At 48.1% G+C, this 23,765-nt stretch carries 20 protein-coding genes; 13 read left to right on the top strand and 7 right to left on the bottom strand.

Going from position 1 to position 23,765, the window contains the following annotated elements; translation table 11 throughout:
• Positions 1–13: 13 nt before the first annotated feature.
• Genes dtd through deoC form a run of 3 tightly spaced genes read left to right on the top strand, consistent with a single transcriptional unit; the run spans position 14 to position 1,750 of the window.
• On the top strand, positions 14–466 hold the full coding sequence (gene dtd, locus NW212_RS03690) for a D-aminoacyl-tRNA deacylase (protein WP_258337289.1): 453 nt from the start codon (positions 14–16) through the stop codon (positions 464–466).
• 1 nt (position 467) lies between these two features.
• Positions 468–788, top strand: coding sequence for a nucleotide pyrophosphohydrolase (locus tag NW212_RS03685; protein WP_258337288.1), 321 nt, complete (start codon positions 468–470; stop codon positions 786–788).
• Between the two features lie 47 nt (positions 789–835).
• Positions 836–1,750 carry a deoxyribose-phosphate aldolase gene (gene deoC / locus NW212_RS03680; RefSeq protein WP_258337377.1) on the top strand — a complete coding sequence of 305 codons (915 nt, stop codon included), beginning with the start codon at positions 836–838 and terminating at the stop codon, positions 1,748–1,750.
• 120 nt (positions 1,751–1,870) lie between these two features.
• Here the strand turns inward: deoC and NW212_RS03675 are convergent, their stop codons facing one another.
• Positions 1,871–2,845, bottom strand: a complete 975-nt coding sequence (locus NW212_RS03675) for a polyprenyl synthetase family protein (RefSeq protein ID WP_258337287.1) — start codon at positions 2,843–2,845, stop codon at positions 1,871–1,873.
• Positions 2,846–2,939: 94 nt separating this feature from the next.
• Here NW212_RS03675 and polA point away from each other — a divergent pair, with 94 nt between their 5' ends.
• The 5 genes from polA to NW212_RS03650 all read left to right on the top strand — a co-directional run bounded on the left by polA (position 2,940) and on the right by NW212_RS03650 (position 9,404).
• Positions 2,940–5,708: a DNA polymerase I gene (gene polA, locus NW212_RS03670; protein WP_258337286.1), complete on the top strand. Its 2,769-nt coding sequence runs from the start codon at positions 2,940–2,942 to the stop codon at positions 5,706–5,708.
• Between the two features lie 153 nt (positions 5,709–5,861).
• On the top strand, positions 5,862–6,248 hold the full coding sequence (locus NW212_RS03665) for a DUF3836 domain-containing protein (RefSeq protein WP_258337285.1): 387 nt from the start codon (positions 5,862–5,864) through the stop codon (positions 6,246–6,248).
• 277 nt (positions 6,249–6,525) lie between these two features.
• Entirely contained in the window at positions 6,526–7,629 is a 1,104-nt protein-coding gene (ychF, locus tag NW212_RS03660) for a redox-regulated ATPase YchF (RefSeq protein WP_258337284.1), read from the top strand.
• A gap of 213 nt (positions 7,630–7,842) precedes the next feature.
• Positions 7,843–8,754 (top strand): ketopantoate reductase family protein, encoded by a 912-nt coding sequence (locus NW212_RS03655; RefSeq protein WP_258337283.1) that lies wholly within the window; start codon positions 7,843–7,845, stop codon positions 8,752–8,754.
• Entirely contained in the window at positions 8,751–9,404 is a 654-nt protein-coding gene (locus NW212_RS03650; protein WP_258337282.1) for a chloramphenicol acetyltransferase, read from the top strand. Before NW212_RS03655 ends, NW212_RS03650 begins: the two co-directional genes overlap by 4 nt.
• Positions 9,405–9,595: 191 nt before the next feature.
• Here the strand turns inward: NW212_RS03650 and NW212_RS03645 are convergent, their stop codons facing one another.
• The 3 genes from NW212_RS03645 to NW212_RS03635 form a co-directional block, all read right to left on the bottom strand.
• A complete protein-coding gene (locus NW212_RS03645) occupies positions 9,596–10,087 on the bottom strand; it encodes a hypothetical protein (RefSeq protein WP_258337281.1) in 492 nt (163 codons plus the stop codon).
• Between the two features lie 337 nt (positions 10,088–10,424).
• Positions 10,425–11,003, bottom strand: coding sequence for a non-canonical purine NTP diphosphatase (locus NW212_RS03640; RefSeq protein ID WP_258337280.1), 579 nt, complete (start codon positions 11,001–11,003; stop codon positions 10,425–10,427).
• Positions 11,004–11,089: 86 nt separating this feature from the next.
• Entirely contained in the window at positions 11,090–11,275 is a 186-nt protein-coding gene (locus tag NW212_RS03635) for a hypothetical protein (RefSeq protein WP_258337279.1), read from the bottom strand.
• A gap of 63 nt (positions 11,276–11,338) precedes the next feature.
• Here NW212_RS03635 and NW212_RS03630 point away from each other — a divergent pair, with 63 nt between their 5' ends.
• Positions 11,339–12,097: a NigD-like C-terminal domain-containing protein gene (locus tag NW212_RS03630; protein ID WP_258337278.1), complete on the top strand. Its 759-nt coding sequence runs from the start codon at positions 11,339–11,341 to the stop codon at positions 12,095–12,097.
• 110 nt (positions 12,098–12,207) lie between these two features.
• Entirely contained in the window at positions 12,208–12,732 is a 525-nt protein-coding gene (locus tag NW212_RS03625; RefSeq protein WP_258337376.1) for a hypothetical protein, read from the top strand.
• 7 nt (positions 12,733–12,739) lie between these two features.
• Here the strand turns inward: NW212_RS03625 and NW212_RS03620 are convergent, their stop codons facing one another.
• Positions 12,740–13,654 carry a helix-turn-helix transcriptional regulator gene (locus NW212_RS03620; protein ID WP_258337277.1) on the bottom strand — a complete coding sequence of 305 codons (915 nt, stop codon included), beginning with the start codon at positions 13,652–13,654 and terminating at the stop codon, positions 12,740–12,742.
• 324 nt (positions 13,655–13,978) lie between these two features.
• On the opposite strand from NW212_RS03620, the gene NW212_RS03615 reads away from it, so the two are divergent.
• The 3 genes from NW212_RS03615 (at position 13,979) to NW212_RS03605 (ending at position 19,731) form a co-directional block, all read left to right on the top strand.
• Positions 13,979–15,085 (top strand): efflux RND transporter periplasmic adaptor subunit, encoded by a 1,107-nt coding sequence (locus NW212_RS03615; protein ID WP_258337276.1) that lies wholly within the window; start codon positions 13,979–13,981, stop codon positions 15,083–15,085.
• A gap of 76 nt (positions 15,086–15,161) precedes the next feature.
• Positions 15,162–18,320 (top strand): efflux RND transporter permease subunit, encoded by a 3,159-nt coding sequence (locus NW212_RS03610; RefSeq protein WP_258337275.1) that lies wholly within the window; start codon positions 15,162–15,164, stop codon positions 18,318–18,320.
• Between the two features lie 43 nt (positions 18,321–18,363).
• Positions 18,364–19,731, top strand: coding sequence for a TolC family protein (locus NW212_RS03605; protein WP_258337274.1), 1,368 nt, complete (start codon positions 18,364–18,366; stop codon positions 19,729–19,731).
• A 98-nt stretch (positions 19,732–19,829) separates the two neighbouring features.
• Here NW212_RS03605 and NW212_RS03600 read toward each other — a convergent pair whose 3' ends face one another.
• Positions 19,830–20,729: a YitT family protein gene (locus NW212_RS03600; RefSeq protein ID WP_258337273.1), complete on the bottom strand. Its 900-nt coding sequence runs from the start codon at positions 20,727–20,729 to the stop codon at positions 19,830–19,832.
• Positions 20,730–20,829: 100 nt separating this feature from the next.
• A complete protein-coding gene (gene leuS / locus NW212_RS03595; RefSeq protein ID WP_258337272.1) occupies positions 20,830–23,664 on the bottom strand; it encodes a leucine--tRNA ligase in 2,835 nt (944 codons plus the stop codon).
• Positions 23,665–23,765 lie beyond the last annotated feature (101 nt).

Raw genomic sequence — 23,765 nt, 5'->3', positions numbered from 1 at the left:
AAAACAAGAACCAATGAGAGTAGTAATACAACGTGTCAGCCATGCTTCAGTTACAATTGACGGAGCATGCAAGTCGTCCATTAAAGAGGGATTTCTGATCCTTCTGGGCATTGAGGAAGCCGACGCCCGGGAAGATGCCGACTGGCTGTGCAAAAAGATTGTCAATCTCCGCGTATTTGATGATGAAAACGGAGTCATGAACAAATCGATTCTAGACACAAACGGAGAAATACTTGTAGTAAGTCAGTTCACGCTCATGGCTTCTACGAAGAAAGGAAACCGTCCCTCATACATACGTGCAGCCAGACATGAAACAGCAGTCCCCCTTTATGACTATTTCTGCAATGAATTGAGCATCGCCTTAGGGAAACAGGTGGGAACAGGAACCTTCGGAGCAGACATGAAAGTAGAACTGCTGAACAACGGTCCGGTAACAATCTGCATGGACACCAAAAACAAAGAATAAAATGACAATAGAAGAAGCTCAGAAAACAGTAGACAACTGGATAAAAAAATATGGCGTACGCTATTTCAGCGAACTGACCAACATGGCGGTTCTGACAGAGGAAGTGGGCGAACTTGCCCGCATCATGGCACGCACTTATGGCGACCAGTCTTTCAAGGAAGGCGAGAAGCACGATTTGGGAGATGAAATGGCCGACGTGCTATGGGTACTGCTCTGCATCGCCAACCAAACCGGAACAGACCTGACAGAAGCCTTCAAAAAGAATCTCGACAAGAAAACTGCGCGTGACAAAGACCGACATAAGAACAACCCTAAATTATAAGCGATATGTATAACAACGACGAATTCGAAAGCGACCTGTTCCGCAACATGGAAGAGGAAAACAAAGAAAACCTGAACCAGCCCAGCAAATATGAGGTGGCTTTGGGAAAATACAATACAGATCTCAAAGACGATGAAATCGCATCAAAAGTATCGCATCTCATCGAGAAGCATGCGGATGAAAACAACACACCTGAAGTCAAGAAGTTCCTGTTCAACTGCATCGATCTGACAACGCTGAAATGTACAGACAGCGAAACCAGCGTGATGGAGTTTACAGAGAAAGTCAATGACTTCGACGACAAATACCCCGATCTGAAAAACGTTGCAGCTATCTGTGTTTATCCCAACATGGCAGAAATCGTCAACGACACACTGGAAGCCGACCATGTGAAGATAGCATGCGTGTCCGGAGGATTCCCCTCTTCACAGACATTCATGGAAGTAAAAGTTGCAGAAACGGCCATGGCGCTTCATGCAGGGGCTGACGAAATAGATATTGTGATCTCTGTCGGAAAATTCCTCAGCGGAGATTATGAAGGAATGTGTGACGAGATTCAGGAACTGAAAGACGTATGCGGCGAAAAGCACATGAAAGTAATCCTTGAAACCGGTGCCTTGGGCTCTGCCTCAAACATCAAGAAAGCAGCCATTCTGGCAATGTATTCGGGAGCAGACTTCATCAAGACGTCCACGGGAAAAGAACAGCCGGCCGCTACTCCCGAAGCGGCTTACGTCATGTGTCAGGCTATAAAGGAATACTACCTTGAAACGGAAAGGAAAGTGGGATTCAAACCTGCCGGAGGACTAAACACAGTGCACGATGCCATCGTTTATTACACCATTGTAAAGGAAGTTCTCGGCAAAGACTGGCTGAACAACGACTTGTTCCGTCTGGGAACCAGCCGCCTGGCAAACAAATTGCTTTCAGACATATTGGGCGAAGAAACGAAGCTCTTTTAATCTCAAGCAAAACAAAGCTCCGGCCATCTCCATACGAAAGGAAACGGAGTCCCCAAAAGAACAAGGGTGAACAGCGTACAAATACACCTGCTCACCCTTGTTTTCTTATGCTGCGCAAAATCATTTGTCGCGTTCCACTACATAATCAATATAAGCAGCCAACGACCGGCAAATGGCATTGCCTTCAAAGTCAGACAAAAGGCCCAAAGCCTTGTTCCGGAAATCCCTCATTGTTTTTTCGGCATATCCAATGCCGCCTTCATTCTTGACCCGCTCTACAAAACTGCCTATCTCCTCTTTCGAAGCCTCCAGTTTCCGTATGCGCAAAGCAAGTTCATTCAACTTGGAATCGTTTAATTTATTCAGCACATAAATGGCCGGAAGAGTAAGCTTGCCTTCCATCATGTCATTGCCTGTGGGCTTGCCGATTTGGGAACTGTCAAAATAGTCGAATATGTCATCCTTGATCTGAAAGGCTATTCCAATCAGCTCGCCGAAGAGGGAGGCCTTGCGGATGTTCTCCTCACCTGCCCCTACTGATACAGCTCCGCTCTCAGCACTCGCACGGAACAGAGCAGCCGTCTTCTTGCGTATGACATCAAAATAAGCCTGTTCTGAAAAATCATTGTTCTCGATATTGGTCAGCTGAAGTATTTCACCCTCAGAAAGGTCCCGTCCCAGACAAGCGACCAGTTCAACCAGACGTATCATCCCTGTATGTGAAGCATGCTTCAGACTCGTTGCCAACATGTAGTCCCCTACAAGCACAGACACCTTGTTATTATAGATCGCATTGACAGAGGATTGCCCCCGACGTTCATCGCTTTCGTCCACAACGTCATCATGAACAAGGCTCGCCGTATGAAGCAATTCCAAAGAAAGAGCAGCATGAAACGTCGCGTCATTCAATTTGCCGAACAGTTTGGCCATCAACATCACCAGAATAGGACGCATCATCTTCCCTTTCCGCTTCTTTATATACGACAACACATCCTGCAGCCTCGGATTTGAACTTGTCAAAGAGGCCTCAAAAAGTGCCCTAAATTCATTTAATTCTGTTTCTACGGGCTGCTTTATCAAATCTATTTTGTTCATGTGCATTTATTTAGCGTACAAAAATAATAATAAAAGAAATAATAGCGTATTTTTTTGTACATTTACATGAAAAAACTAAAGATTTTTAGCCGACATGGAGAAACTGTTCCTATTAGACGCATACGCACTGATTTACCGTGCCTATTATGCATTCATCAAGAATCCCCGTATCAATTCAAAAGGCTTCAACACTTCAGCCGTACTAGGCTTTGTCAATACACTGGAGGAAGTGTTGCGGAAAGAAGAACCCACACACATCGGAATCGCATTCGACCCTCCCGGGCCGACATTCAGACACAATGCCTTTGCCGCATACAAAGCGCAGAGAGAAGAAACGCCTGAGGCAATCAAATGGTCGGTAACGCCGATAAAGGATATTATCAAAGCCTACCGGATTCCCATACTGGAAATAAGAGGCTATGAGGCAGACGATGTGATCGGCACACTGGCGACACAGGCCGGGAAAAGGGGCATCAATACGTATATGATGACTCCCGACAAAGACTATGGCCAGCTTGTAAGCGAACATGTATTCATGTATCGCCCAAAATACGGCGACAAGGACTTCGACATCATGGGAGTCGATGAAGTTAAGGAGAAATTCAATATCGAATCGCCCGCACAGGTCATCGACATGCTTGGGCTGATGGGCGACACGGCTGACAACATTCCAGGATGTCCCGGCGTAGGAGAAAAGACGGCGCAAAAACTGATTGCGCAATTCGGAAGCATCGAAAGCCTGCTGGCCCATACCGATGAGCTGAAAGGAGCTATCAAGAAAAAAGTGGAAGAAAACGAAGAACAGATTCGCTTCTCAAAATTCCTTGCCACCATCAAGACCGATGTGCCGGTAGAGCTTGACATGGAAACCCTGAAAAGAAGAGAACCGGACGAAAAAGAATTGCGCCGGATCTTCGAGCAGCTGGAGTTCCGCACCCTCATAGAACGGGTATTGAACGGAGAAAAGAAACCCGCACCGGCCACGCCCGCACAACCTGATCTCTTTGGATTTTTCACGGACAACGGAACGGAAGAAACGAAAAATTCAAATCTCACGAGGCTTGACGACCTGCATTACGACTATCAACTTGTTGATAATGAAGAGAAAATGCGTGATTTATTTCAAAAATTAATTACAACGCAAGTTCTCAGTCTAGACACAGAAACAACAGGAACCGATCCAATCAGTGCCGAACTGGTCGGGATGAGCTTCTCGTATGAAGAAAACCAGGCTTTTTATGTTCCGGTGCCGCCCGACGGTGAAGAAGCACAAAAGATTGTAAACATATTCAAGCCCGTATTCGAAAACGAAAAAACAGTCAAGGTCGGACAAAACATCAAATACGACCTGCTGGTTCTGGAAAACTATGGAGTAACCCTAAAAGGGAAAATGTTTGACACAATGATTGCCCACTACGTTCTCCAGCCCGAACTTAGGCACGGAATGGACTATCTGGCGGAAATCTATTTGAAATATGATACAATCAAAATAGAGGAACTGATCGGACCCAAAGGAAAAAACCAGAAAAACATGCGTGACCTTCCGCCCAATGAAGTATACAAGTATGCGTGCGAAGATGCCGACGTGACGCTGAAACTGAAGAATGTGCTGGAAGGCGAACTGGCCGAGAACGGAGTAAAAGACCTGTTCGAGGAAATCGAGATGCCGCTCGTCCCCGTACTTGCCTATATGGAACGGAACGGAGTACGGATTGATACGGAGGCTCTGAAGGAAACCTCCCGACACTTCACCGCTCGGATGAACCAGATTGAAGAAGAGGTGCACCAGCTGGCCGGAACAAACTTCAATATCGCTTCTCCCAAACAGGTGGGCGAGATATTGTTCGACAAGCTCAAGATTGTGGAGAAAGCCAAAAAGACCAAGAGCGGACAATATGTAACCTCGGAAGAAGTGCTGGAAAGCCTGAAGGGGAAACATGAAATCGTAGGCAAGATCCTTGAACACCGCGGACTCAAAAAACTGCTGGGAACGTATATCGACGCTCTCCCCCAACTGATCAACCCGAAGACAGGACGGATACACACTTCGTTCAACCAGACCGTTACGGCTACGGGAAGGCTAAGCTCAAGCAACCCGAACCTTCAGAACATCCCGGTACGCAACGAAGACGGCAAAGAAATACGGAAGGCCTTCATACCGGACGACGGTTGCGAGTTCTTCTCGGCCGACTATTCACAGATAGAGCTGCGTATCATGGCGCATCTGAGCGAAGACCCGCACATGATTGAAGCGTTCAATGAAGAGCAGGATATCCATGCGGCAACCGCAGCAAAGATATATAAGGAACCGCTGGAAGGGGTCACCCGCGAACAGCGGAGCAAAGCAAAAACAGCAAACTTCGGCATAATCTACGGCATTTCTGTATTCGGCCTGGCGGAGCGTCTGAATGTAGACCGGAAAGAAGCAAAAGCCCTTATCGACGGATACTTCGAAACATATCCGCACGTACGGGAATATATGGATAAAAGCATCCGCTCGGCACGTGAGAAGGGATACATCGAAACTATATTCAAGCGCAAACGCTACTTGCCGGATATCAATTCACACAATGCCGTTGTACGCGGATATGCCGAACGGAACGCCATAAACGCTCCGATACAGGGAAGTGCTGCCGACATTATAAAAGTAGCGATGGTCCGCATCTACCAACGCTTCATGAAAGAGGGCATCCGATCGAAAATGATTCTTCAGGTTCATGACGAATTGAACTTCAGCGTACTGCCTGAAGAAAAGGAAAAAGTGAAGCAAATAGTGATAAGCGAAATGGAAAGTGCTTACAAAATGAAAGTACCTCTGCGTGCAGACTGCGGTTGGGGAAAGAATTGGCTCGAAGCGCATTGATTTGAAGAGATTGTTAACATATCTTTATTTGATAACATTTTGCTAATTAACCGCAAAATTTTCGGCAAAACATATACGCCATATCAAAACTATCCGTATATTTGCACTGTGATTAAAAACAAAATGTCAGTCAAACCTTAAAAAAATAAAGATATGAAGACAAGAAGTTTATTGAGAAGTTTGTTTGTCGTAGTGATTGCTTTCGTAGCTAATCTTACAGTTTTTGCAGAAGAATGGGACAACAATCTCATCTATAACGCAGAAGAGGTAAACGGCGTGAAAGTTTCAGAAACCGTTTACAAGAAAGACGGCAATATGCTGACCAACTATATGAAATATAACTATAAATATGACGCAAACAACCAGATGACTGAAAACATGTCACAAAAATGGAACGGCATGAAGAACCGCTGGGAGAATGACCTGTGCATCCGTTATATTTATGATAACAAGAGCGTTACAACGGAATACTACAAATGGAACAACAAAAAGAAAGATTTCATTCTGATTCCGGAAATGACCGTTACAATGGATAAATAAACCACCTGATAGCAGAAAACAAAATTCATAAACTCTCTCATCTTTTGAAAGAGGCACCTCGTGAGGAAGTGCCTCTTTTTTATTGTTCTCTGCGACCGGATTTCTAAAGTTAACCGCACAAAAGCACCGGTTTCACTTATAAACTGAAAGCAGATGAGCGGAAAAGTCTGCCACCATGCAATTACAATTTCTGCACGCACAAATATATGATAAAAATTAAGTACCTTTGCACATCGTTTGAATATCAACGGATAATATTAAAAACAAAATAAACTTTATGGCATTACAATGTGGTATCGTTGGTCTGCCGAACGTGGGCAAATCAACTCTTTTCAACTGCTTATCAAACGCAAAGGCCCAAGCGGCCAATTTTCCTTTCTGCACCATCGAACCGAACGTGGGAGTGATTACCGTTCCCGACGAACGGTTGAACAAACTTGCCGAACTGGTACATCCGGGCCGCATTGTCCCTACAACGGTAGAGATAGTCGACATCGCCGGACTTGTGAAAGGAGCAAGCAAGGGCGAGGGACTCGGAAACAAGTTTCTGGCCAACATCCGCGAAACCGACGCGATCATTCATGTGCTGCGTTGTTTCGACGATGAAAACGTAACGCATGTAGACGGCACGGTCAACCCCGTACGCGACAAAGAAATTATCGATACAGAGCTTCAGCTGAAAGACCTTGAAACCATCGAAAGCCGCATCCAGCGCGTACAGAAACAGGCGCAAACCGGAGGAGATAAAGTTGCCAAGCAGACTTATGAAGTGCTGGTGCGCTATAAGGAGGCACTGGAGCAAGGCAAATCCGCACGCACCGTACAGTTTGAATCGAAAGACGAGCAGAAGATTGCACACGACCTCTTCCTGCTGACCTCGAAACCGGTGATGTATGTATGCAACGTTGACGAAGGAAGCGCCGTTACGGGAAACAAATACGTAGAGCAGGTGCGCGAAGCCGTAAAGGATGAAAACGCACAGATACTGATCGTTGCCGCCAAAACAGAAGCAGACATCGCCGAACTGGAAACCTACGAGGACCGCCAGATGTTCCTGCAAGAAGTGGGACTCGAAGAATCCGGAGTAAACCGCCTCATCAAGTCGGCCTACAAGCTGCTGAACCTGGAAACATTCTTCACCGCAGGCGAAATGGAAGTCAAGGCATGGACATACCACAAAGGCTGGAAGGCTCCGCAATGTGCAGGCGTTATCCACACAGACTTTGAGAAAGGATTCATCCGCGCTGAGGTCATCAAATATGACGACTATCTCCATTATGGAAGCGAAGCTGCCGTACGGGAAGCCGGCAAGCTGAACGTGGAAGGCAAAGACTACGTAGTGCAGGACGGCGACATCATGCACTTCCGCTTCAACGTATAAGGACCGCCTCGGAGTACACGAATAACAGACCTGTGTACTCCGATACAAACATCTTTCATTAACAACAATCCTTATCCGGCAGGAATTCCATACAATCAGAAGCCAAACCACGCAAACCCCATCGGATTCAAATATGTTTTTAAGCCTTCAGGTTTGCTTGTTTTTCAGTTTATCTATAAGTTTGCAGACACAAGAACATAAAAACTCATTCGCATGAAATATTTGATAGTAGGAACAGGGGGCGTGGGAGGTTCCATAGCCGGATTCCTGGCCCTGGCAGGCAAAGATGTAACCTGCATCGCACGCGGCAGACACCTTGAAGCCATACGCCGCAACGGACTTCACCTGAAGTCAGACCTGAAAGGAGAGCATTATCTCCCGGTCACAGCTTGCACATCTGAAGAGTTCGAAGGGAAAGCAGACGTGATCTTCGTGTGCGTAAAAGGATATTCCATCGATTCAATCAAGGATGTGCTGGAACGTGCCTCAGCTCCCGGCACACTGGTGATTCCTATCCTCAACGTATACGGCACAGGTCCGCGTATCGGACGGCTCGTGCCTTCAGTGGATGTGCTCGACGGATGCATCTATATCGTGGGCTTTGTTTCGGGCGAAGGAGAGATCACCCAGATGGGAAGCATATTCCGCATGGTATTCGGAGCACGCCCCGAACAGGGGATTGCCCGGAAACGGCTGGAAGAAATAGCCGGAGAACTGCGCGGATGCGGCATTAAAGCAGATGTTTCCGACGATATAAACCGCGACACCTTCATCAAGTGGGCGTTCATCTCAGCCATGGCATGTACGGGCGCATATCACGACGTTCCGATGGGTGAAGTGCAGCGCGAGGGAGAAGTGCGCGACACCTTCGTCGGCCTGTCGCGCGAAAGCGCCGAAATCGGGCACAGGCTGGGCATAGCTTTCCCTGAAGACCCGGTCGCATACAACCTGAAAGTAATCGACAAGCTCGACCCGCACAGCACGGCCTCCATGCAGAAGGACATTGCGCGCGGACACGAATCAGAAATACAAGGCTTGCTGTTTGACATGATCGAACTGGGAGAACGCCTGCATGTCAATCTGCCGACCTATCATAAAGTAGCGCAAAAATTCGGAAAAGCATGAAACATATCATTGACATCGATACGTGGGAGCGGAAGGACAACTACAATTTCTTCCGCGGATTCGCCAACTCATGGATTGCCGTTACCGGCGAAGCGGACTGCACCGAAGCGTATGCTTCCGCCAAGACAAAGGGAAAGTCCTTTTTCCTTTATTACCTGTATGCCATTCTTCGGTCTGTAAACGAAATCAAGGAGCTGCGTTACCGCTGGGACAAGAACGGGCAGGTGGTCTATCACGACACTGTAGATGTCATCTCCCCCATCGCTGTGCCGGGAAAGACTTCCTATACGGTACGCATCCCCTACCACAAGGATTTCTGCACGTTCTATGAGAAAGCCAGGCAGATAGTAACCTCCATTCCGGAAGACGGCGATCCTTACGGAACCGACAAACAGATAGCCTCCCAAGGGGATTTTGATGTATTCTTGCTGAGTGCCACACCGAAACTCTACTTCACGTCTATCACCTACACCCAGCAGTCTGTAGGCCACCCGCTGGACTATCCGCTGATGAATGCAGGCAAGGCCATCACCCGTGCCGGACGGCTCTACATGCCTATCGCACTGACCGTAAGCCATGCTTTTGTGGACGGAGCGCACATCTCGCTCTTTTTCGAAAAGGTGGAACAGATTCTGAGAGAGATAGCGTAAACTTTTAAAGCTGTGTCAAAATGAAAATTAGCTTTTATTTGCCCTACTGAACGCAGTGAAGGATCTTAAAAACACAAACTGATGTACACACAAGATCTTCGCTATGCTACCAATGACATTGCTTTGCGACAGTTTATTTCCTTTTTAACATCTTCTACAAAATGCATTAAAAAATAACTTTCTGAAAATATCTACAAAAACTTGTTATACTCATCTATAGTGAGTTTCAACAAATCCATTGAGCCTTCCAATGCGTCATATCCATGATCAACTACGCCATAACTTGCCTTTAACATGTCCAATTCATTCTCGGAATAAGGATGCGTCATAACACTAAGAGTAAAGGATATTTTCCTAACTTCAATAAGTTCTGAAATTGATTGCTTTTTATGTTGGCATGATTCATAATATTGTTGATACGAATCGCCTAATTTAGAATCAAAATTTCGACTATAGATGTCTAACCGTATTGCAATAGATTTAGCATACACTTCGTTTGCAAACACTGCTATGTCTGAGTTGAGTGTATTTACTGCGTAAGTTAATTTTAGATATGACAATTCATGCTCAAGAGAATCAATCCTCTGAACAAGCATTTGCATTCCTTCTCGCGTGTCCTGAGATTGTGCATGGACTGAAAAAAGGGAAAACATAAATACAAAAAGACATAAAAACTTCTTCATATAAAATATTTTTGTAAAAAAACGCACACCAGTTACCATAGGTGCGATTAAAAATCACAGAAGCGTGGAACTGCAATGTTTACCACGTCGTAGTTTGGAGGTCGTAGGAGAAACCCTTAAATACAGATGTAGTAATGGCAGCCCACGCTATAGCGTGAGAACCATCATGCCCTCCTTGTATCTAAGTTTGTAAATTTCCTACGTTTCCAAACTACAAGATAAGCATAACGCTTCTTCTTTATTTATCCCTATTTAATTGATACGGAAACGCCTTTCCATATCGATTACAAATTTAGCTTATTATAATAACATATCAAAATTCTGTAAAGGAAACTCTTTATTTCAAATACTCGCACAACTTCTGCACCGCGCGGGCACGGTGACTGATCTTATTCTTTTCCTCGTTGCCCATTTCGGCAAAAGTTTCGTCATAGCCTTCGGGCACGAACACCGGATCGTAGCCAAATCCCGATCCTCCGCGTTTTTCTTCGATTATACGGCCTTTCACAATGCCTTCAAAGAGATGTTCTGTGCCGCCTTCAATCAGGCAGATGGCGGTGCGGAATTGAGCCTTGCGGTTCGTTTCCCCGCTCAGTTCAGCAAGAAGCTTCTTCATGTTCGCCTCAGAGTCATGTCCCTCTCCCCCGGCATAGCGTGCCGAATAAACTCCCGGTGCGCCGTTCAGAGCCTCCACTTCCAGCCCTGTATCGTCTGCAAAACAGTCCATCGCATAATTCTTATAAATATATTCCGCTTTCTGCCTCGCATTCCCCTCCAGCGTATCGGCGGTTTCCGGAATATCTGCATGGCAGTTGATATCATTCAGACTCAGCACTTCTACCTTTTCACCCAATATCTGACGCACCTCGTCCAGCTTGTGCGCATTGTTCGTTGCAAAGACCAGTTTCTTCCTCATATCGTCAACCGTTTTAATCGGGATAAAGGTACGGATAATTTCCGGAAACGGCATGGCGGAAACCATAAAATTCCGGGATTAATACTTCAGCCAACAATGTGGTTTGTATAAACCACGATGTTGAATGTATAAACCACATCGTCGTTTGTATAAACCACATCGCCGTTTGAAGAATATGCCGGAGCTTTTTCTTCTTTCCCATCGGATTCAGACAAATCTATTCGGCTTTCAGACAAACAAATTTCCGCCGGCAGTGCTTTTCTTTGCACCATAAAGAAAACCATTGCTACGAAGACAAGTTCCAGAAAAATTGTACAACACAAAACAATGAGGTTATGAAAACGAATCTGATTTCTTGGAAACATGTCGTCGCGCTTATATGGGCATTTTCCGGACTGGCCGCCTGCGATGACAACGACAACTGCCGGAAAATCTACTATCCGGCGCACAGCACCGGATGCATAAGCATGGGTACGGTAAAAGACGGCGAAATCCTGACCGACAAGGGAAATACGCTTATCATAGACGAAACGTCGGTCGAACACGAACTTGAAGAAGGAAAAAGGGTGTTCATCAGCGGAGAAATACTGGACAGGGAAAGCGAAACACGGTATCTGGTGAAAGTGAACAAATACCACCAGCTCTTGGAAAAAAGCTATATCACCATGCCTTCCGATACCGACACCTTGGGACACGATGCCGTCAATATCCTCAGGGCATGGTTCGGAGGAGAGTGCCTGAACCTGCAGGCTGAAATGTACTATAATCCTTCATCAGGCATCTCTCACCTGCTGAATCTTGTCTACAACGACACGCTGAGCACAAACGACACCCTCCGGTTCAGTCTGCGCCACAATGCATACGGGGATACCCTAAAAACCCGTACAGGCAGGGTCACGGCTTCGTTCCACATCGACACACTCGCAACAAAGGAGAAGACGCATGTGATTGTGGAATATCCATGGTATGACCGACACGGCAAAGAACGAACGTATGTCACAGAAGGAGATTACTACATTTCTGAAGAGAACCAGGAAGAAGAAACAGAAAACAATACGGATACAGCAGAAGACGGAACAATCAGCATCCACTGACCATGCTCCAGACTCTGCTTCAACTTATACAAACTACGATAGAAGCCATGACAACTATATTTCTGCATCAAAACATCTTTTCATTATCATATATGCCCGTCCGGTTCGTGATGAATAGAACGGGACTTAAAAGAATCGCATTCACCATATTGCTTCCCTTCATCGCCCAGGCTTGCGACAAATACGAAACAGGCGAATACACTCCACTTCCGAAAATCCACCTGGGAGAAACGTTCAGATACCTCTGCGTGCCGGAAAACTACATCCAGATGGCATACGACTCGCTCGGAAGCGCAGCAGTATTGAACTTCTACAAAGAAGAAGTCACGGATCTCGACTACATCGACTATGACGAGCAGTCCTGCACTTTTTCGTTCAACAAAGGAGAAACAATGACATACAAAATCAGCTGGGACTATGAATCGGAAAAGAATGTAGTCCGCTTTCTATACGGCCAGAACGGCATGTGGTACCGCATGAACAGCAATTATGCCAACGAGTATATTCTTGAGGCGAACGATGGCATGGCTATCCGCACCGTCGTATACCGCACAAACTACGACTCGATCAACATAACCGTCAACCAGTTCCGCATCGAAGAATACACAAAAGAGTCGGAGTCTGCAGAGCAATAAGGATACGTCACTCTTTCTCGATGCATTCATTTTTTCTGTACGCACCGGGAGAAACTCCGCAGCACCGTCTAAAAAATTTGCAGAAAGCAGACTGGTCGGAGAAATTGAGAGGCTCTGCCACATCCAGAACCGACTTTTCCGGGTCGAGCAAACAGCCTTTGGCATCCAGGAGCAGCTCTTCCTCAATCAGTTGGCTGGCGTTCTTCCCGTAGAATTTGCGCAACCTGGTGGAAAGCACATCCGGCGAAACACAAAGCTGCTCGGCATACCATTTCACCTCATGGTGTTCACGGCAATGAGTCTGCACCAGATGGAGAAAACGTCCGAGCATATCGGCCCACACATACCTTTCGCTGCCAGAACCTGTCTTGTATAGCTTGAAAACGATGTTCCACAAATCCAGCTGCAAGGTCTGCAAGAAGTCTTTCTGAATTTCCTCGCAGAAATGATGGTCCGGCTTATTGATGATGTCAATCAGCAGATCTGTAAGCAAAATCATGCGCTTGCTCTCCTCGTCGCCGAACGAAACAAAAGGCTTTTGCGCATACCAATAGATGACTTCCGAAAAATTAAAGCGGATATTGTCTATCGTTTTCTTAAAGAAAATCTTGTCTGACAGAATCAGGCGGCCTTTAAAGGCTGCATTCGTCTTTATGTCGCTCCACCTGTTGCTGACAAGGATAAAATCGATGTACGCCGGAGCAAGAACCGCAACGCGTTCTCCGCGTATCGAAAAGCTAATCTCCCCCTCCATGAGCAGCAAAGAAGTTTCACACGATTCCTCCGACACGCCCCCCAAAAGAAACACATGCTCGCCTGAAAGTTCCAGTATGCTCATCCTGCTGTTGGAGGCCTTCTCTGTCACCTGTCCGTTAGTCACGGCCTCAGGCGAAATCCACTCTGAAAAAACTTTACATTTCATGCTTATCTGACATTTTGCCCATAAAAATAGACAGATCGGGCCAACGGCAGAAATCATTTTCAATGTTTTATAATTTGTAAACTGAAAAAAGATATAATCATCGGTTTGAAACTATTTCTTTTCGGATTCTGACAATTTTTCTGCCATACGCCTCTTTGCGTTCCATCCTGCCTGCAAAGATCAAAACATTCTGCAACTAGCGTTTAAAAACATTAAGCAGCAAATTCAAACCAACAAAAAACGGAATGAAACCCGAACTCTGAAAAGCGCACTTCTTACTTTTGCTGTCAGAATTAACTTAAAAACAAAAATCAAATTAAAGAAATGAAGAAGTTGTTTTTATACACAGAAATCGGATGTCTGCTGCTGGCAACATCCTGCAGCAACACACCGCATACTGCCGAAACGGGCAGATACAACACGATGACCATGACCGCCGAAAGCCGCACGCTCAACCAAAACTATACTGCGGTCATCACCGGAAGGCAATGCGTGGAAATACGGCCGCAAGTCAGCGGCACAATAACAGAAGTATGCATCGAAGAAGGAGCAAAAGTCACTAAAGGACAAACACTCTTCATCATCGATCAGGTGCCATACAAAGCTGCCTTGCAGACGGCTGTGGCCAACGTAAAAAGCGCAGAGGCTGCTGTGGCAACTGCACGGATGACTGCAAGCAGCAAAGAAGAGCTGTTCAACGAGCATGTCGTATCGGCTTTTGACCTGCAAACGGCACGCAACCAGCTGCTTGAGGCGGAAGCCGCGCTGGAGCAGGCACAAGCAGCCGAAATCAGCGCGCGGAATGACCTCTCGTACACAGAAGTGAAAAGTCCGGTCAACGGAGTGGCAAGCATGATTCCATACCGTGTCGGCGCACTGGTCGATGCTTCCATAACCACACCGCTTGCCACGGTTTCGGACGACGGGGAAATGTATGTTTACTTCTCGATGACCGAGAATCAGGTATTGTCGCTGATACGAGAAAACGGAACGCTGGAAGAAGCCATGAAGCAGATGCCTGAAGTAGAATTACGGCTGAGCGACGGACTGATGTATGCGCACAAAGGGAAAATAGATGCAATGAGCGGCACAATCGATACCGGAACGGGAAGCGTCAGCCTGCGGGCCACCTTTCCCAACCCCGAACGGATGCTGCGCAACGGAGGAAGCGGAACGGTGGTCTTTCCGTATCAGATGGACAATGTGCTTGTCGTACCGCAAGAGGCTACCTACGAAATACAGGACAAAATCTTTGTCTATCGCGTGACAGACGGCAAAGCGACATCCACTCCCGTAACCGTCTTTCCGGTTGACAACGGAAAAGAATACATTATAGAGCAAGGACTGAAGGCCGGTGACGTGATCGTGGCCGAAGGAGCAGGCCTGCTGCAAGAGGGGACACTGATTGAAAGCGGACACGAAAAGACCTGAAAGAGCCATGAAAGCAAAAACGACAAACAAGTATGATTGGACTATTCTTACAACAAACAATATCAACTAAAGCATTATGAAATTACAGACCTTTATAAACCGTCCCATCCTGGCAGGCGTAATATCGGTGTTGATCCTGCTGGTAGGACTTATCGGACTAAGCAACCTTCCGATGGAACAATATCCTGACATAGCACCGCCTACTGTTATGGTATCGACCACTTATACGGGAGCCAATGCCGAAACCGTACAGAAATCGGTTGTCGTACCGCTGGAAGAGGCCATCAACGGCGTAGAAGACATGATCTATATGACATCCACTTCCACCAATACCGGTGCAGGCGACATTACCGTCTATTTCAAGCAAGGCACCGACCCGGATATGGCGACTATCAATACAAAAAACCGCGTGAGCGAGGCCGAGGGACTGCTGCCGGCCGAAGTGACCCAAATCGGAGTCACCGTAGAAAAGCGGCAGAACAGCATGCTGAAAATCATCGCACTCTATTCGCCCGACGACAGCTACGACCAGACATTCATCAACAATTATTTCAAGATAAACATCGAGCCGCGGCTGTCACGCATCAGCGGCGTGGGAAACGTAAACGTGATGGGGGACGACTATGCCATGCGCATCTGGCTCAATCCGCAAAAGATGGCGCAATACGGGCTGGTGCCTGCCGACATAACTGCCGTTCTTGACGAACAGAACATAGAAACCGCCACCGGTACGTTAGGCGAGGACTCGGACAACACATTCCAGTACACTTTAAAATACCGCGGACGCTATGAGAAACCCGAAGAATTCGGAAATCTGGTCATCACCTCCCTGGAAGGCGGAGAAGTGCTGCGCCTGAAAGACATCGCTACCATTGAACTGGGCACGCAAAGCTATTCGCACAACAGTGAGGTAAACGGACACCCGGGAGCCACGGCTATGATCTCACAAACAGCCGGCTCGAACGCAAACGAAATTATCAGCGAAATAGACAAACTGATGGAAGAAGTGAACAAAGAACTTCCCAAAGAACTGGTGCTGGCGGACCTGATGAGCACAAAAGAGTTTCTCGATGCTTCCATCCACGAGGTTGTGAAAACATTGGTCGAAGCAATCATTCTCGTCATTCTCGTGGTTTACGTCTTTCTGCAAAGCATACGGTCGACCGTCATTCCTGCCATATCGGTCATCGTATCGCTGGTAGGAACCTTTGCATTCCTCTATGTAGCCGGATTTTCACTGAACCTGCTGACATTGTTCGCTCTCGTGCTGGTCATCGGTACGGTGGTAGACGACGCCATTGTGGTGGTAGAAGCGGTGCAGGCGCAGTTCGATGAAGGAATCCGCTCGCCCTATCAGGCCACAACGCGGGCAATGGACGGCATCGCCACGGCCATCGTCACCACTTCGCTGGTATTTATGGCTGTGTTTGTACCCACCTCGTTTATGGGAGGAACCAGCGGAACGTTCTATATGCAGTTCGGACTGACAATGGCAGTGGCGGTAGGCATATCCGCCATCAATGCGCTGACACTCTGTCCTGCACTCTGCGCACTGATCATGACGCCGCACACCGATGCATCCACCGGCCAGAAGCTAAGCTTTTCTTCGCGTTTCCATCAGGCGTTCGAGGCTTCGTTCAACCGCCTCCTGCTACGCTATAAAAGCGGGGTGAAATGGTTCTTCCGCCGCAAGTGGCTGATCGGAGCCGGTGTTGCGGCATCCATCGTCCTGCTTGCCGTACTGATGAAGTCCACTAAAACAGGACTTGTGCCCGACGAAGACATGGGCACTGTATTCGTCAACGTCACCACGCCTCCCGGAAGCAGCCTTTCACGAACCATCAAGGCCATGGCCGAAGTGGAAGCCAGCATCAAAGACATACCGCAAATCATGCGCTACTCCAACGTAGCCGGATACAGCATGCTGGGCGGACAGGCTGCCAGCGGCGGAATGCTCATCATCAAACTGAAGAACTGGGAAGAACGGCAAAAGGAAGAAGACTACATCACTGCTGTCATCGGAGAAATATACCGCCGTACGGCCAATATACACAGTGCCAAGCTCTTCGCCTTCGCACAACCCACCATCATGGGATACAGCACAGGAAGCGGCGTGGAGCTCTATGTGCAGGACCGCGCAGGAGGCGACATCTCGACACTGAAGGAATATACAGACAAGTTCATCGCGGCACTGAACAAACGCCCCGAAATACAGACAGCCTATTCTACCTTTGACATAAACTATCCGCAATACCGCGTGGAGGTGGATGCCGCGCGATGCAAACGGATGGGCGTATCACCCACCGACGTGCTGGACGTCATGTCCGGATACATAGGAGGAAGCTATTCGTCCAACTTCAACCGGTTCTCCAAGCTCTACCGCGTTTATGTGCAGGCCGGCAAAGACTTCCGTCTGAACACCGGTGCGCTTGACAACATGTTCGTACGCACAGATGCCGGAGAAATGGCTCCCATCGGACAATTCGTCACCCTTACCAAGACATACGGGCCGGAAACGCTGACCCGCTTCAACCTCTACAACAGCATCCAGATCAATGCCATGATGAACGACGGATACAGTTCGGGCGATGTCATAAAGGCTGTAGAAGAGGTGGCGCAGAGCACATTGCCCGTGGGCTACGGCTACGAGTACGGAGGTATCACCCGCGAAGAAGCAGGAAGCAGCTCGAACACGGTCATCGTGTTTGCCATTTGCATTGTATTCGTCTACCTCATTCTCTGCGCTCTCTATGAAAGCCTGTTCGTCCCACTGGCGGTAATGCTCAGCGTACCTTTCGGATTGTTGGGCAGCTTCGCCCTGAGCAATCTGTGCGGACTGGAAAACAACATTTACATGCAGACGGGACTGATCATGCTTATCGGACTGCTGGCCAAGACTGCGATTCTGGTAACCGAATACGCCGCCGAACGCCGCCGCCAGGGAATGAGCCTCGCCCAAGCTGCCGTTTCTGCCGCATCCGTCCGCCTGCGTCCGATTCTGATGACCGTGCTCTGCATAGCTATCGGCATGCTTCCCCTGATATTCGCGTCAGGAGCAGGGGCCAACGGCAACATCTCGCTTGGCACAGGCGTGGTGGGCGGCGTGATTATAGGAACCATCGCCCTGCTCTTCACCGTTCCGGCCCTCTTCATCGTGTTCCAGGCAATGCAGGAACGGCTGATGCCCAAACGTATATATAAAGAAGACATTGACCATCATACAAATAAGCAATAAACACCGGCAAAAGCAGAAAATCCGGACAAAAATGACAAAGCATATGAAAAAGATATTGTTTGCCCTATTTGCCACATGCCTGCTTGAAGGATGCGGCATCTACAACAAATACAAGCAACCCGATCTTACAGCCACAACCGACAGCCTGTTTCGTGAAGAACTGGCTGCCGACACCGCTTCATCGCTGGCAGAACTCTCATGGAAAGAACTCTTTGCCGACCCTCAACTGCAGGATCTGATAAGCCAGGCACTCCGGACGAATACGGATCTCCGCATAGCCCGCCTGAAAGTCAAGGAAGCACAAGCTTCGCTGATGTCTTCCAAACTCGCCTATCTCCCTTCCTTGCAACTTGATCCAGAAGGAAGCCTGAGCAGTTTTGAGAGAAGCAAACCGGCCAAAACCTATACGCTGGGAGCATCGGCAAGCTGGGAAGCCGACCTTTTCGGCAAACTGACAAACGCAAAGCGAAACGCACGCGCTGCACTGGAAGAAAGCGATGCCTACCGGCAAGCCGTACAAACACAGCTCATCGCCACCGTAGCCGAAAGCTACTATACACTCCTGATGCTTGACGAACAAGCAAATGTCACTGCCGAAACCGTGGAAAACTGGAAGGAATACGTGCAAACGCTCTATTCCTTGATGAAAGCCGGACAGGCCGACCGCTCGACCGTAAGTCAGGCAGAAGCCAGCCGCGCCGATGCAGCCGCCTCGCTGCTCAGCCTTCAGCAAAGCATAAAAGAAACGGAAAACTCGCTGTCTTCCCTCTTGGGACAAACAGCAAGGCATATCGAACGGGGAAGCCTCAGCCGCCAGTCGTTTCCGCAAAACCTCAGCACGGGAGTTCCGCTCGACCTGCTCGCAAACCGTCCGGACATCCGGCAGGCTGAAGCCGCATTAAAGCAGGCATTCTATACAACCAACAGCGCACGGGCGGCCTTCTATCCGAGCATCACGCTAAACGGTGCGGCAGGATGGACAAACAATGGAGGGACAACCATAACCAATCCGGGCGGATGGCTTCTGCAGGCCATCGGATCATTGATACAGCCTCTTTTCAACCGCGGAGAAAACATTGCTAACCTGAAAATAGCAAAGGCTCAGCAAGAAGAAGCCTTGCTCAGCTTCCGGCAGTCGCTGCTTGATGCCGGCGAAGAAGTGAACAACGCCCTGTCGCAATGGCAGACGGCCCGCGAACGGATACGCCTGAACGACGAACAGGTTAAACACCTGCAAAACACGGTACACGACACGCAGCTCTTGATGGAACACGGAACAACAAACTTCCTGGAAGTTCTTACCGCGCGCCAGTCGCTGCTGTCAGCCCGCCTGACACTGATAGCCGACCGCTACGATGAGATACAAAGCGTCATCAGCCTCTATCATGCCTTAGGCGGAGGAAACAGCTAGGGACACACTTTTCTTTTCATTATCATATACATTGCCTGTGTCCGGTCCGTGAGGATAGGACACTTGTATGAGAACCTCTCCGCTCACGGCACACTCCCCTATTTCACTTTCAGCTTGTCAAACCCTTCGCCGTACACGCCCACCACGTTGCTCTGGGAAACGAAAGCATTCGGGTCTATATCCTTCACCAGACGGAAAATGTCTATTGACTCGCTTTTCTTAGCCAGCACCACCACCACTTTGATTTCCTGCTTGCTGTACCATCCTTTCCCGTCGAGCAGCGTCACGCCGCGGTCAATCTTCGTGGCTATTCCTTCAGCGATTTCTTCGTATTTGCGCGAAAAGATCAGGAACTGCACCGACTGGCGGGCACTGTTGATAACGTAGTCGATCACAATGCTCATGATAAACAGCACACAGAAGCCAAACAGCACCCTGCGCCAGTCATGAAAAATGAAATAGCAGGAAGAAATGATGACAATGTCACAGTACATCATCATCCGGCCCAGCGTCACGTCCTTATACTTGTTGATAATCCATGCGATGATATCCGTTCCGCCCGTGCTACCGTTGTTGCAGAACACGATGCCTATGCCGAAACCCAAAAGACCTGCCCCGATAACACAGGCCATGAAGTCCTGATTCGGGCCGAGCAGTTGCGGCAAATGTCCGTTTTCGTCCTTCAGCAGCATCTGGAAAAACCAAAGCAGAAAAGTCAGCATAAAGATGGCATACACAGTCTTCACGCTGAATCTCGGGCCCAGAATCTTCAAGGCAAATCCCAGAAAGACGGCGTTGATGATGAAATAAGAAATCTGGATCTCTATCCCTGTGGCATAATAGATGATAGCTGCAATACCTGTCACTCCCCCGGTAGTAATCTGATAAGGCAGAAGGAAAGCCGCCCAACCAAGCGAATAGCAGATCAGACCGAACGTAATGGCCAGATAGTCTTTCGACTCACGGCCCAATTTCTTGATTAACAATGATGATTCCATAAAAACCGATATAAAAAAATCACCGCAGAGGACACAAAGAGCACAAAGATCAATCGTCTTTCTCTGTGTCCCTCTGCGCCCTCTGCGATGAATGAAAAAATTACAATACGATGTTTATAATCTTCTTCGGCACGATAATCACCTTCTTCGGTGTCTTGCCGTCAATCCATTTCTGCGACTGTTCTTCGGCCATTACTGCAGCCTGAATGGTATCATTGTCTGCATCTACCGGGAACTCCATCGTGAAACGAGCCTTTCCGTTGAACGATACCGTATATTTTACAGAGTCTTCCTTCAGATATTCTTCATTGCACAGCGGCCACGTTGCGTCACACACGGTTGTGTCGTGTCCGAGCGCTTCCCATAACTCTTCCGCAAGATGAGGAGCAAACGGAGCCAGAAGCACAATCAAGTCGCTTAACACGGCTTTGTTGCGGCACTTCAGTGCAGTCAGTTCGTTCACGCAAATCATGAATGCACTTACAGATGTATTGTAAGAGAACACCTCAATATCTGCCGTCACCTTCTTGATCAGCTTATGGATCGATTTCAGTTCTTCTTTGGAAGCCTCTCCCTCTGCCGGCATGAAATTGCCCTGACGGTCGTAGAACATGTTCCAAAGCTTCTTCAGGAAGCGGTGAACACCGTCGATGCCGTTCGTGTCCCAAGGTTTGGACTGCTCTACAGGACCAAGGAACATCTCATACATGCGCAACGTATCGGCACCGTATCTTTCTACAATCATATCCGGATTCACGACATTATACATTGATTTGCTCATCTTCTCAACGGCCCATCCGCAGATGTATTTTCCGTCTTCCAGGATGAATTCCGCCGTATTGTATTCCGGACGCCAGTTTTTGAAGGCTTCAATGTCAAGAACGTCGTTCGATACAATGTTTACATCCACGTGCAGCGGAGTCACATCATACTGATCTTTCAGTCCCAGCGAAACAAAAGTATTGGTATCCTTGATGCGGTAAACAAAATTGCTTCGTCCCTGAATCATGCCCTGGTTCACAAGTTTCTGGAACGGCTCTTCCTTGACACTTACACCCAAATCATACAAGAACTTGTTCCAGAAACGGGAATAAATCAGATGTCCCGTCGCATGTTCTGTTCCGCCGACATACAGATCCACGTTCTGCCAATAACGGTCTGCCTTCTCAGAAACCAGCTCCTTGCTGTTGTGCGGATCCATGTAGCGCAGATAATAAGCGCTTGAACCGGCAAATCCCGGCATGGTATTCAGTTCGAGCGGGAACACATTCACATTGTCAATCTTTGAGTTCTCCACCACTTCGCCCTTCGTTACATCCCAGGCCCACTTGGCTGCATGCCCCAACGGCGGCTCGCCTGTTTCTGTCGGAAGGAACTTGTCTACTTCCGGCAATTCCAGCGGCAGCTTGCTTTCGTCAATCATATAAGGCATCCCGTCCTTATAATACACAGGGAACGGTTCGCCCCAATAACGCTGGCGCGAAAAGATGGCGTCACGCAGACGGTAGTTTACCTTCACACGCCCCAGGTTATGTTCCTTCACATATTTCTTGGTCGCTGCAATCGCTTCCTTGATGGTCAGTCCGTTCAAGTTCAGATCACAATATGGCGTAACGCCTTCTTTCGGAGAATTGCATACGATGCCTTCTTTCGCATCGAAACTTTCTTCGCTTACATCGCATCCTTCCACCAAAGGAACAATCGGCAGGCCAAAATGCTTTGCAAACGCATAGTCACGGCTGTCGTGAGCCGGAACCGCCATAATGGCTCCCGTACCGTATCCAGCCAATACGTAATCGCTGATCCAGACAGGCACAGCTTCACCCGTAAACGGATTGACAGCATACGAACCGCTGAATACACCCGTCACACGGCGGTCAGAAATGCGTTCACGCTCTGTACGTTTCTTCGTGCGGTCAAGGTAAGCCTCCACTTCAGCACGCTGCTCGTCGGTAGTCAGTTGAGAAACCAGCTCACTTTCGGGTGCCAGCACCATGAATGTTACGCCAAACATCGTATCGGCACGAGTGGTGAAAATGGTAAACTCCATGTCACTGTCCTTCACCTTGAAGCGCACTTCCGCACCTTCCGAACGACCGATCCAGTTGCGCTGCGTTTCTTTCAGCGAATCAGTCCAGTCAATAGTGTCCAGACCGTCAAGCAAACGCTGGGCATACGCCGAAACTCTCAGGCACCACTGGCGCATTTTCTTCTGCACCACCGGATGGCCGCCACGTTCCGACACACCGTCAACAACCTCGTCATTGGCAAGCACCGTGCCTAAGGCCGGACACCAGTTCACCATCGTTTCACCCAAATAAGCAATGCGATAGTTCATCAGCGTTTCCTGCTTTTCCTTATCCGACTTGGCCTTCCATTCTTCTGCCGTGAAGTCCAGCTCTTCGCTGCAAGCCACATCCAGCCCTTGGGTACCGCTTGTTTCAAAAGCTTTGACCAGTTCGCTTATAGGACGCGCCTGCCGTTCCTGGTTGCAGTAATAGCTGTTGAACATCTTCTGGAACGCCCATTGCGTCCAGTGGTAATATTCCGGATCACATGTGCGAACCTCCCGGTCCCAGTCGAACGAGAAGCCGATCTTGTCAAGCTGCTCCCGATAGCGGTTGATGTTGTTGACAGTAGTGATCGCCGGATGCTGTCCGGTCTGGATGGCATACTGTTCGGCAGGCAGGCCGTAAGCGTCATAGCCCATCGGATTCAACACATTGAACCCTTGCAGCCTTTTATAGCGCGCATAAATGTCACTGGCGATATATCCCAAGGGATGTCCCACATGCAGTCCTGCACCCGAAGGGTAAGGAAACATATTCAACACATAATATTTTTTCTTTGTTTCATCTTCAGCAACCTTGTAGGTTTTATTTTCCACCCACTTCTGCCGCCATTTCTTCTCAATCTCTCTGAAATTATATTCCATAGCGAGTAATTATATATTTGATTTTTATTTATTTCCCATCAGACGTGCAAAGATAATGAAAGTTAACAGGTTTATAGGCATTTACAAATTAAAAAATCTTG

This window comes from Bacteroides sp. ET225, from assembly GCF_024733745.1.
Classification (GTDB): Bacteria; Bacteroidota; Bacteroidia; order Bacteroidales; family Bacteroidaceae; genus Phocaeicola; species Phocaeicola excrementipullorum.
The sequence above is the reverse complement of the archived record's forward strand: the minus strand, read 5'-3'. Positions and strand labels throughout refer to the sequence as shown.

Bases quoted from the DNA above. Each gene is read 5' to 3' on its own strand.
- dtd (WP_258337289.1), top strand. From the start codon at position 14: ATGAGAGTAGTAATACAACGTGTCAGCCATGCTTCAGTTACAATTGAC.
- NW212_RS03685 (WP_258337288.1), top strand. From the start codon at position 468: ATGACAATAGAAGAAGCTCAGAAAACAGTAGACAACTGGATAAAAAAA.
- deoC (WP_258337377.1), top strand. From the start codon at position 836: ATGGAAGAGGAAAACAAAGAAAACCTGAACCAGCCCAGCAAATATGAG.
- NW212_RS03675 (WP_258337287.1), bottom strand. From the start codon at position 2,845: ATGAACAAAATAGATTTGATAAAGCAGCCCGTAGAAACAGAATTAAAT.
- polA (WP_258337286.1), top strand. From the start codon at position 2,940: ATGGAGAAACTGTTCCTATTAGACGCATACGCACTGATTTACCGTGCC.
- NW212_RS03665 (WP_258337285.1), top strand. From the start codon at position 5,862: ATGAAGACAAGAAGTTTATTGAGAAGTTTGTTTGTCGTAGTGATTGCT.
- ychF (WP_258337284.1), top strand. From the start codon at position 6,526: ATGGCATTACAATGTGGTATCGTTGGTCTGCCGAACGTGGGCAAATCA.
- NW212_RS03655 (WP_258337283.1), top strand. From the start codon at position 7,843: ATGAAATATTTGATAGTAGGAACAGGGGGCGTGGGAGGTTCCATAGCC.
- NW212_RS03650 (WP_258337282.1), top strand. From the start codon at position 8,751: ATGAAACATATCATTGACATCGATACGTGGGAGCGGAAGGACAACTAC.
- NW212_RS03645 (WP_258337281.1), bottom strand. From the start codon at position 10,087: ATGAAGAAGTTTTTATGTCTTTTTGTATTTATGTTTTCCCTTTTTTCA.
- NW212_RS03640 (WP_258337280.1), bottom strand. From the start codon at position 11,003: ATGAGGAAGAAACTGGTCTTTGCAACGAACAATGCGCACAAGCTGGAC.
- NW212_RS03635 (WP_258337279.1), bottom strand. From the start codon at position 11,275: ATGGTGCAAAGAAAAGCACTGCCGGCGGAAATTTGTTTGTCTGAAAGC.
- NW212_RS03630 (WP_258337278.1), top strand. From the start codon at position 11,339: ATGAAAACGAATCTGATTTCTTGGAAACATGTCGTCGCGCTTATATGG.
- NW212_RS03625 (WP_258337376.1), top strand. From the start codon at position 12,208: ATGAATAGAACGGGACTTAAAAGAATCGCATTCACCATATTGCTTCCC.
- NW212_RS03620 (WP_258337277.1), bottom strand. From the start codon at position 13,654: ATGAAATGTAAAGTTTTTTCAGAGTGGATTTCGCCTGAGGCCGTGACT.
- NW212_RS03615 (WP_258337276.1), top strand. From the start codon at position 13,979: ATGAAGAAGTTGTTTTTATACACAGAAATCGGATGTCTGCTGCTGGCA.
- NW212_RS03610 (WP_258337275.1), top strand. From the start codon at position 15,162: ATGAAATTACAGACCTTTATAAACCGTCCCATCCTGGCAGGCGTAATA.
- NW212_RS03605 (WP_258337274.1), top strand. From the start codon at position 18,364: ATGAAAAAGATATTGTTTGCCCTATTTGCCACATGCCTGCTTGAAGGA.
- NW212_RS03600 (WP_258337273.1), bottom strand. From the start codon at position 20,729: ATGGAATCATCATTGTTAATCAAGAAATTGGGCCGTGAGTCGAAAGAC.
- leuS (WP_258337272.1), bottom strand. From the start codon at position 23,664: ATGGAATATAATTTCAGAGAGATTGAGAAGAAATGGCGGCAGAAGTGG.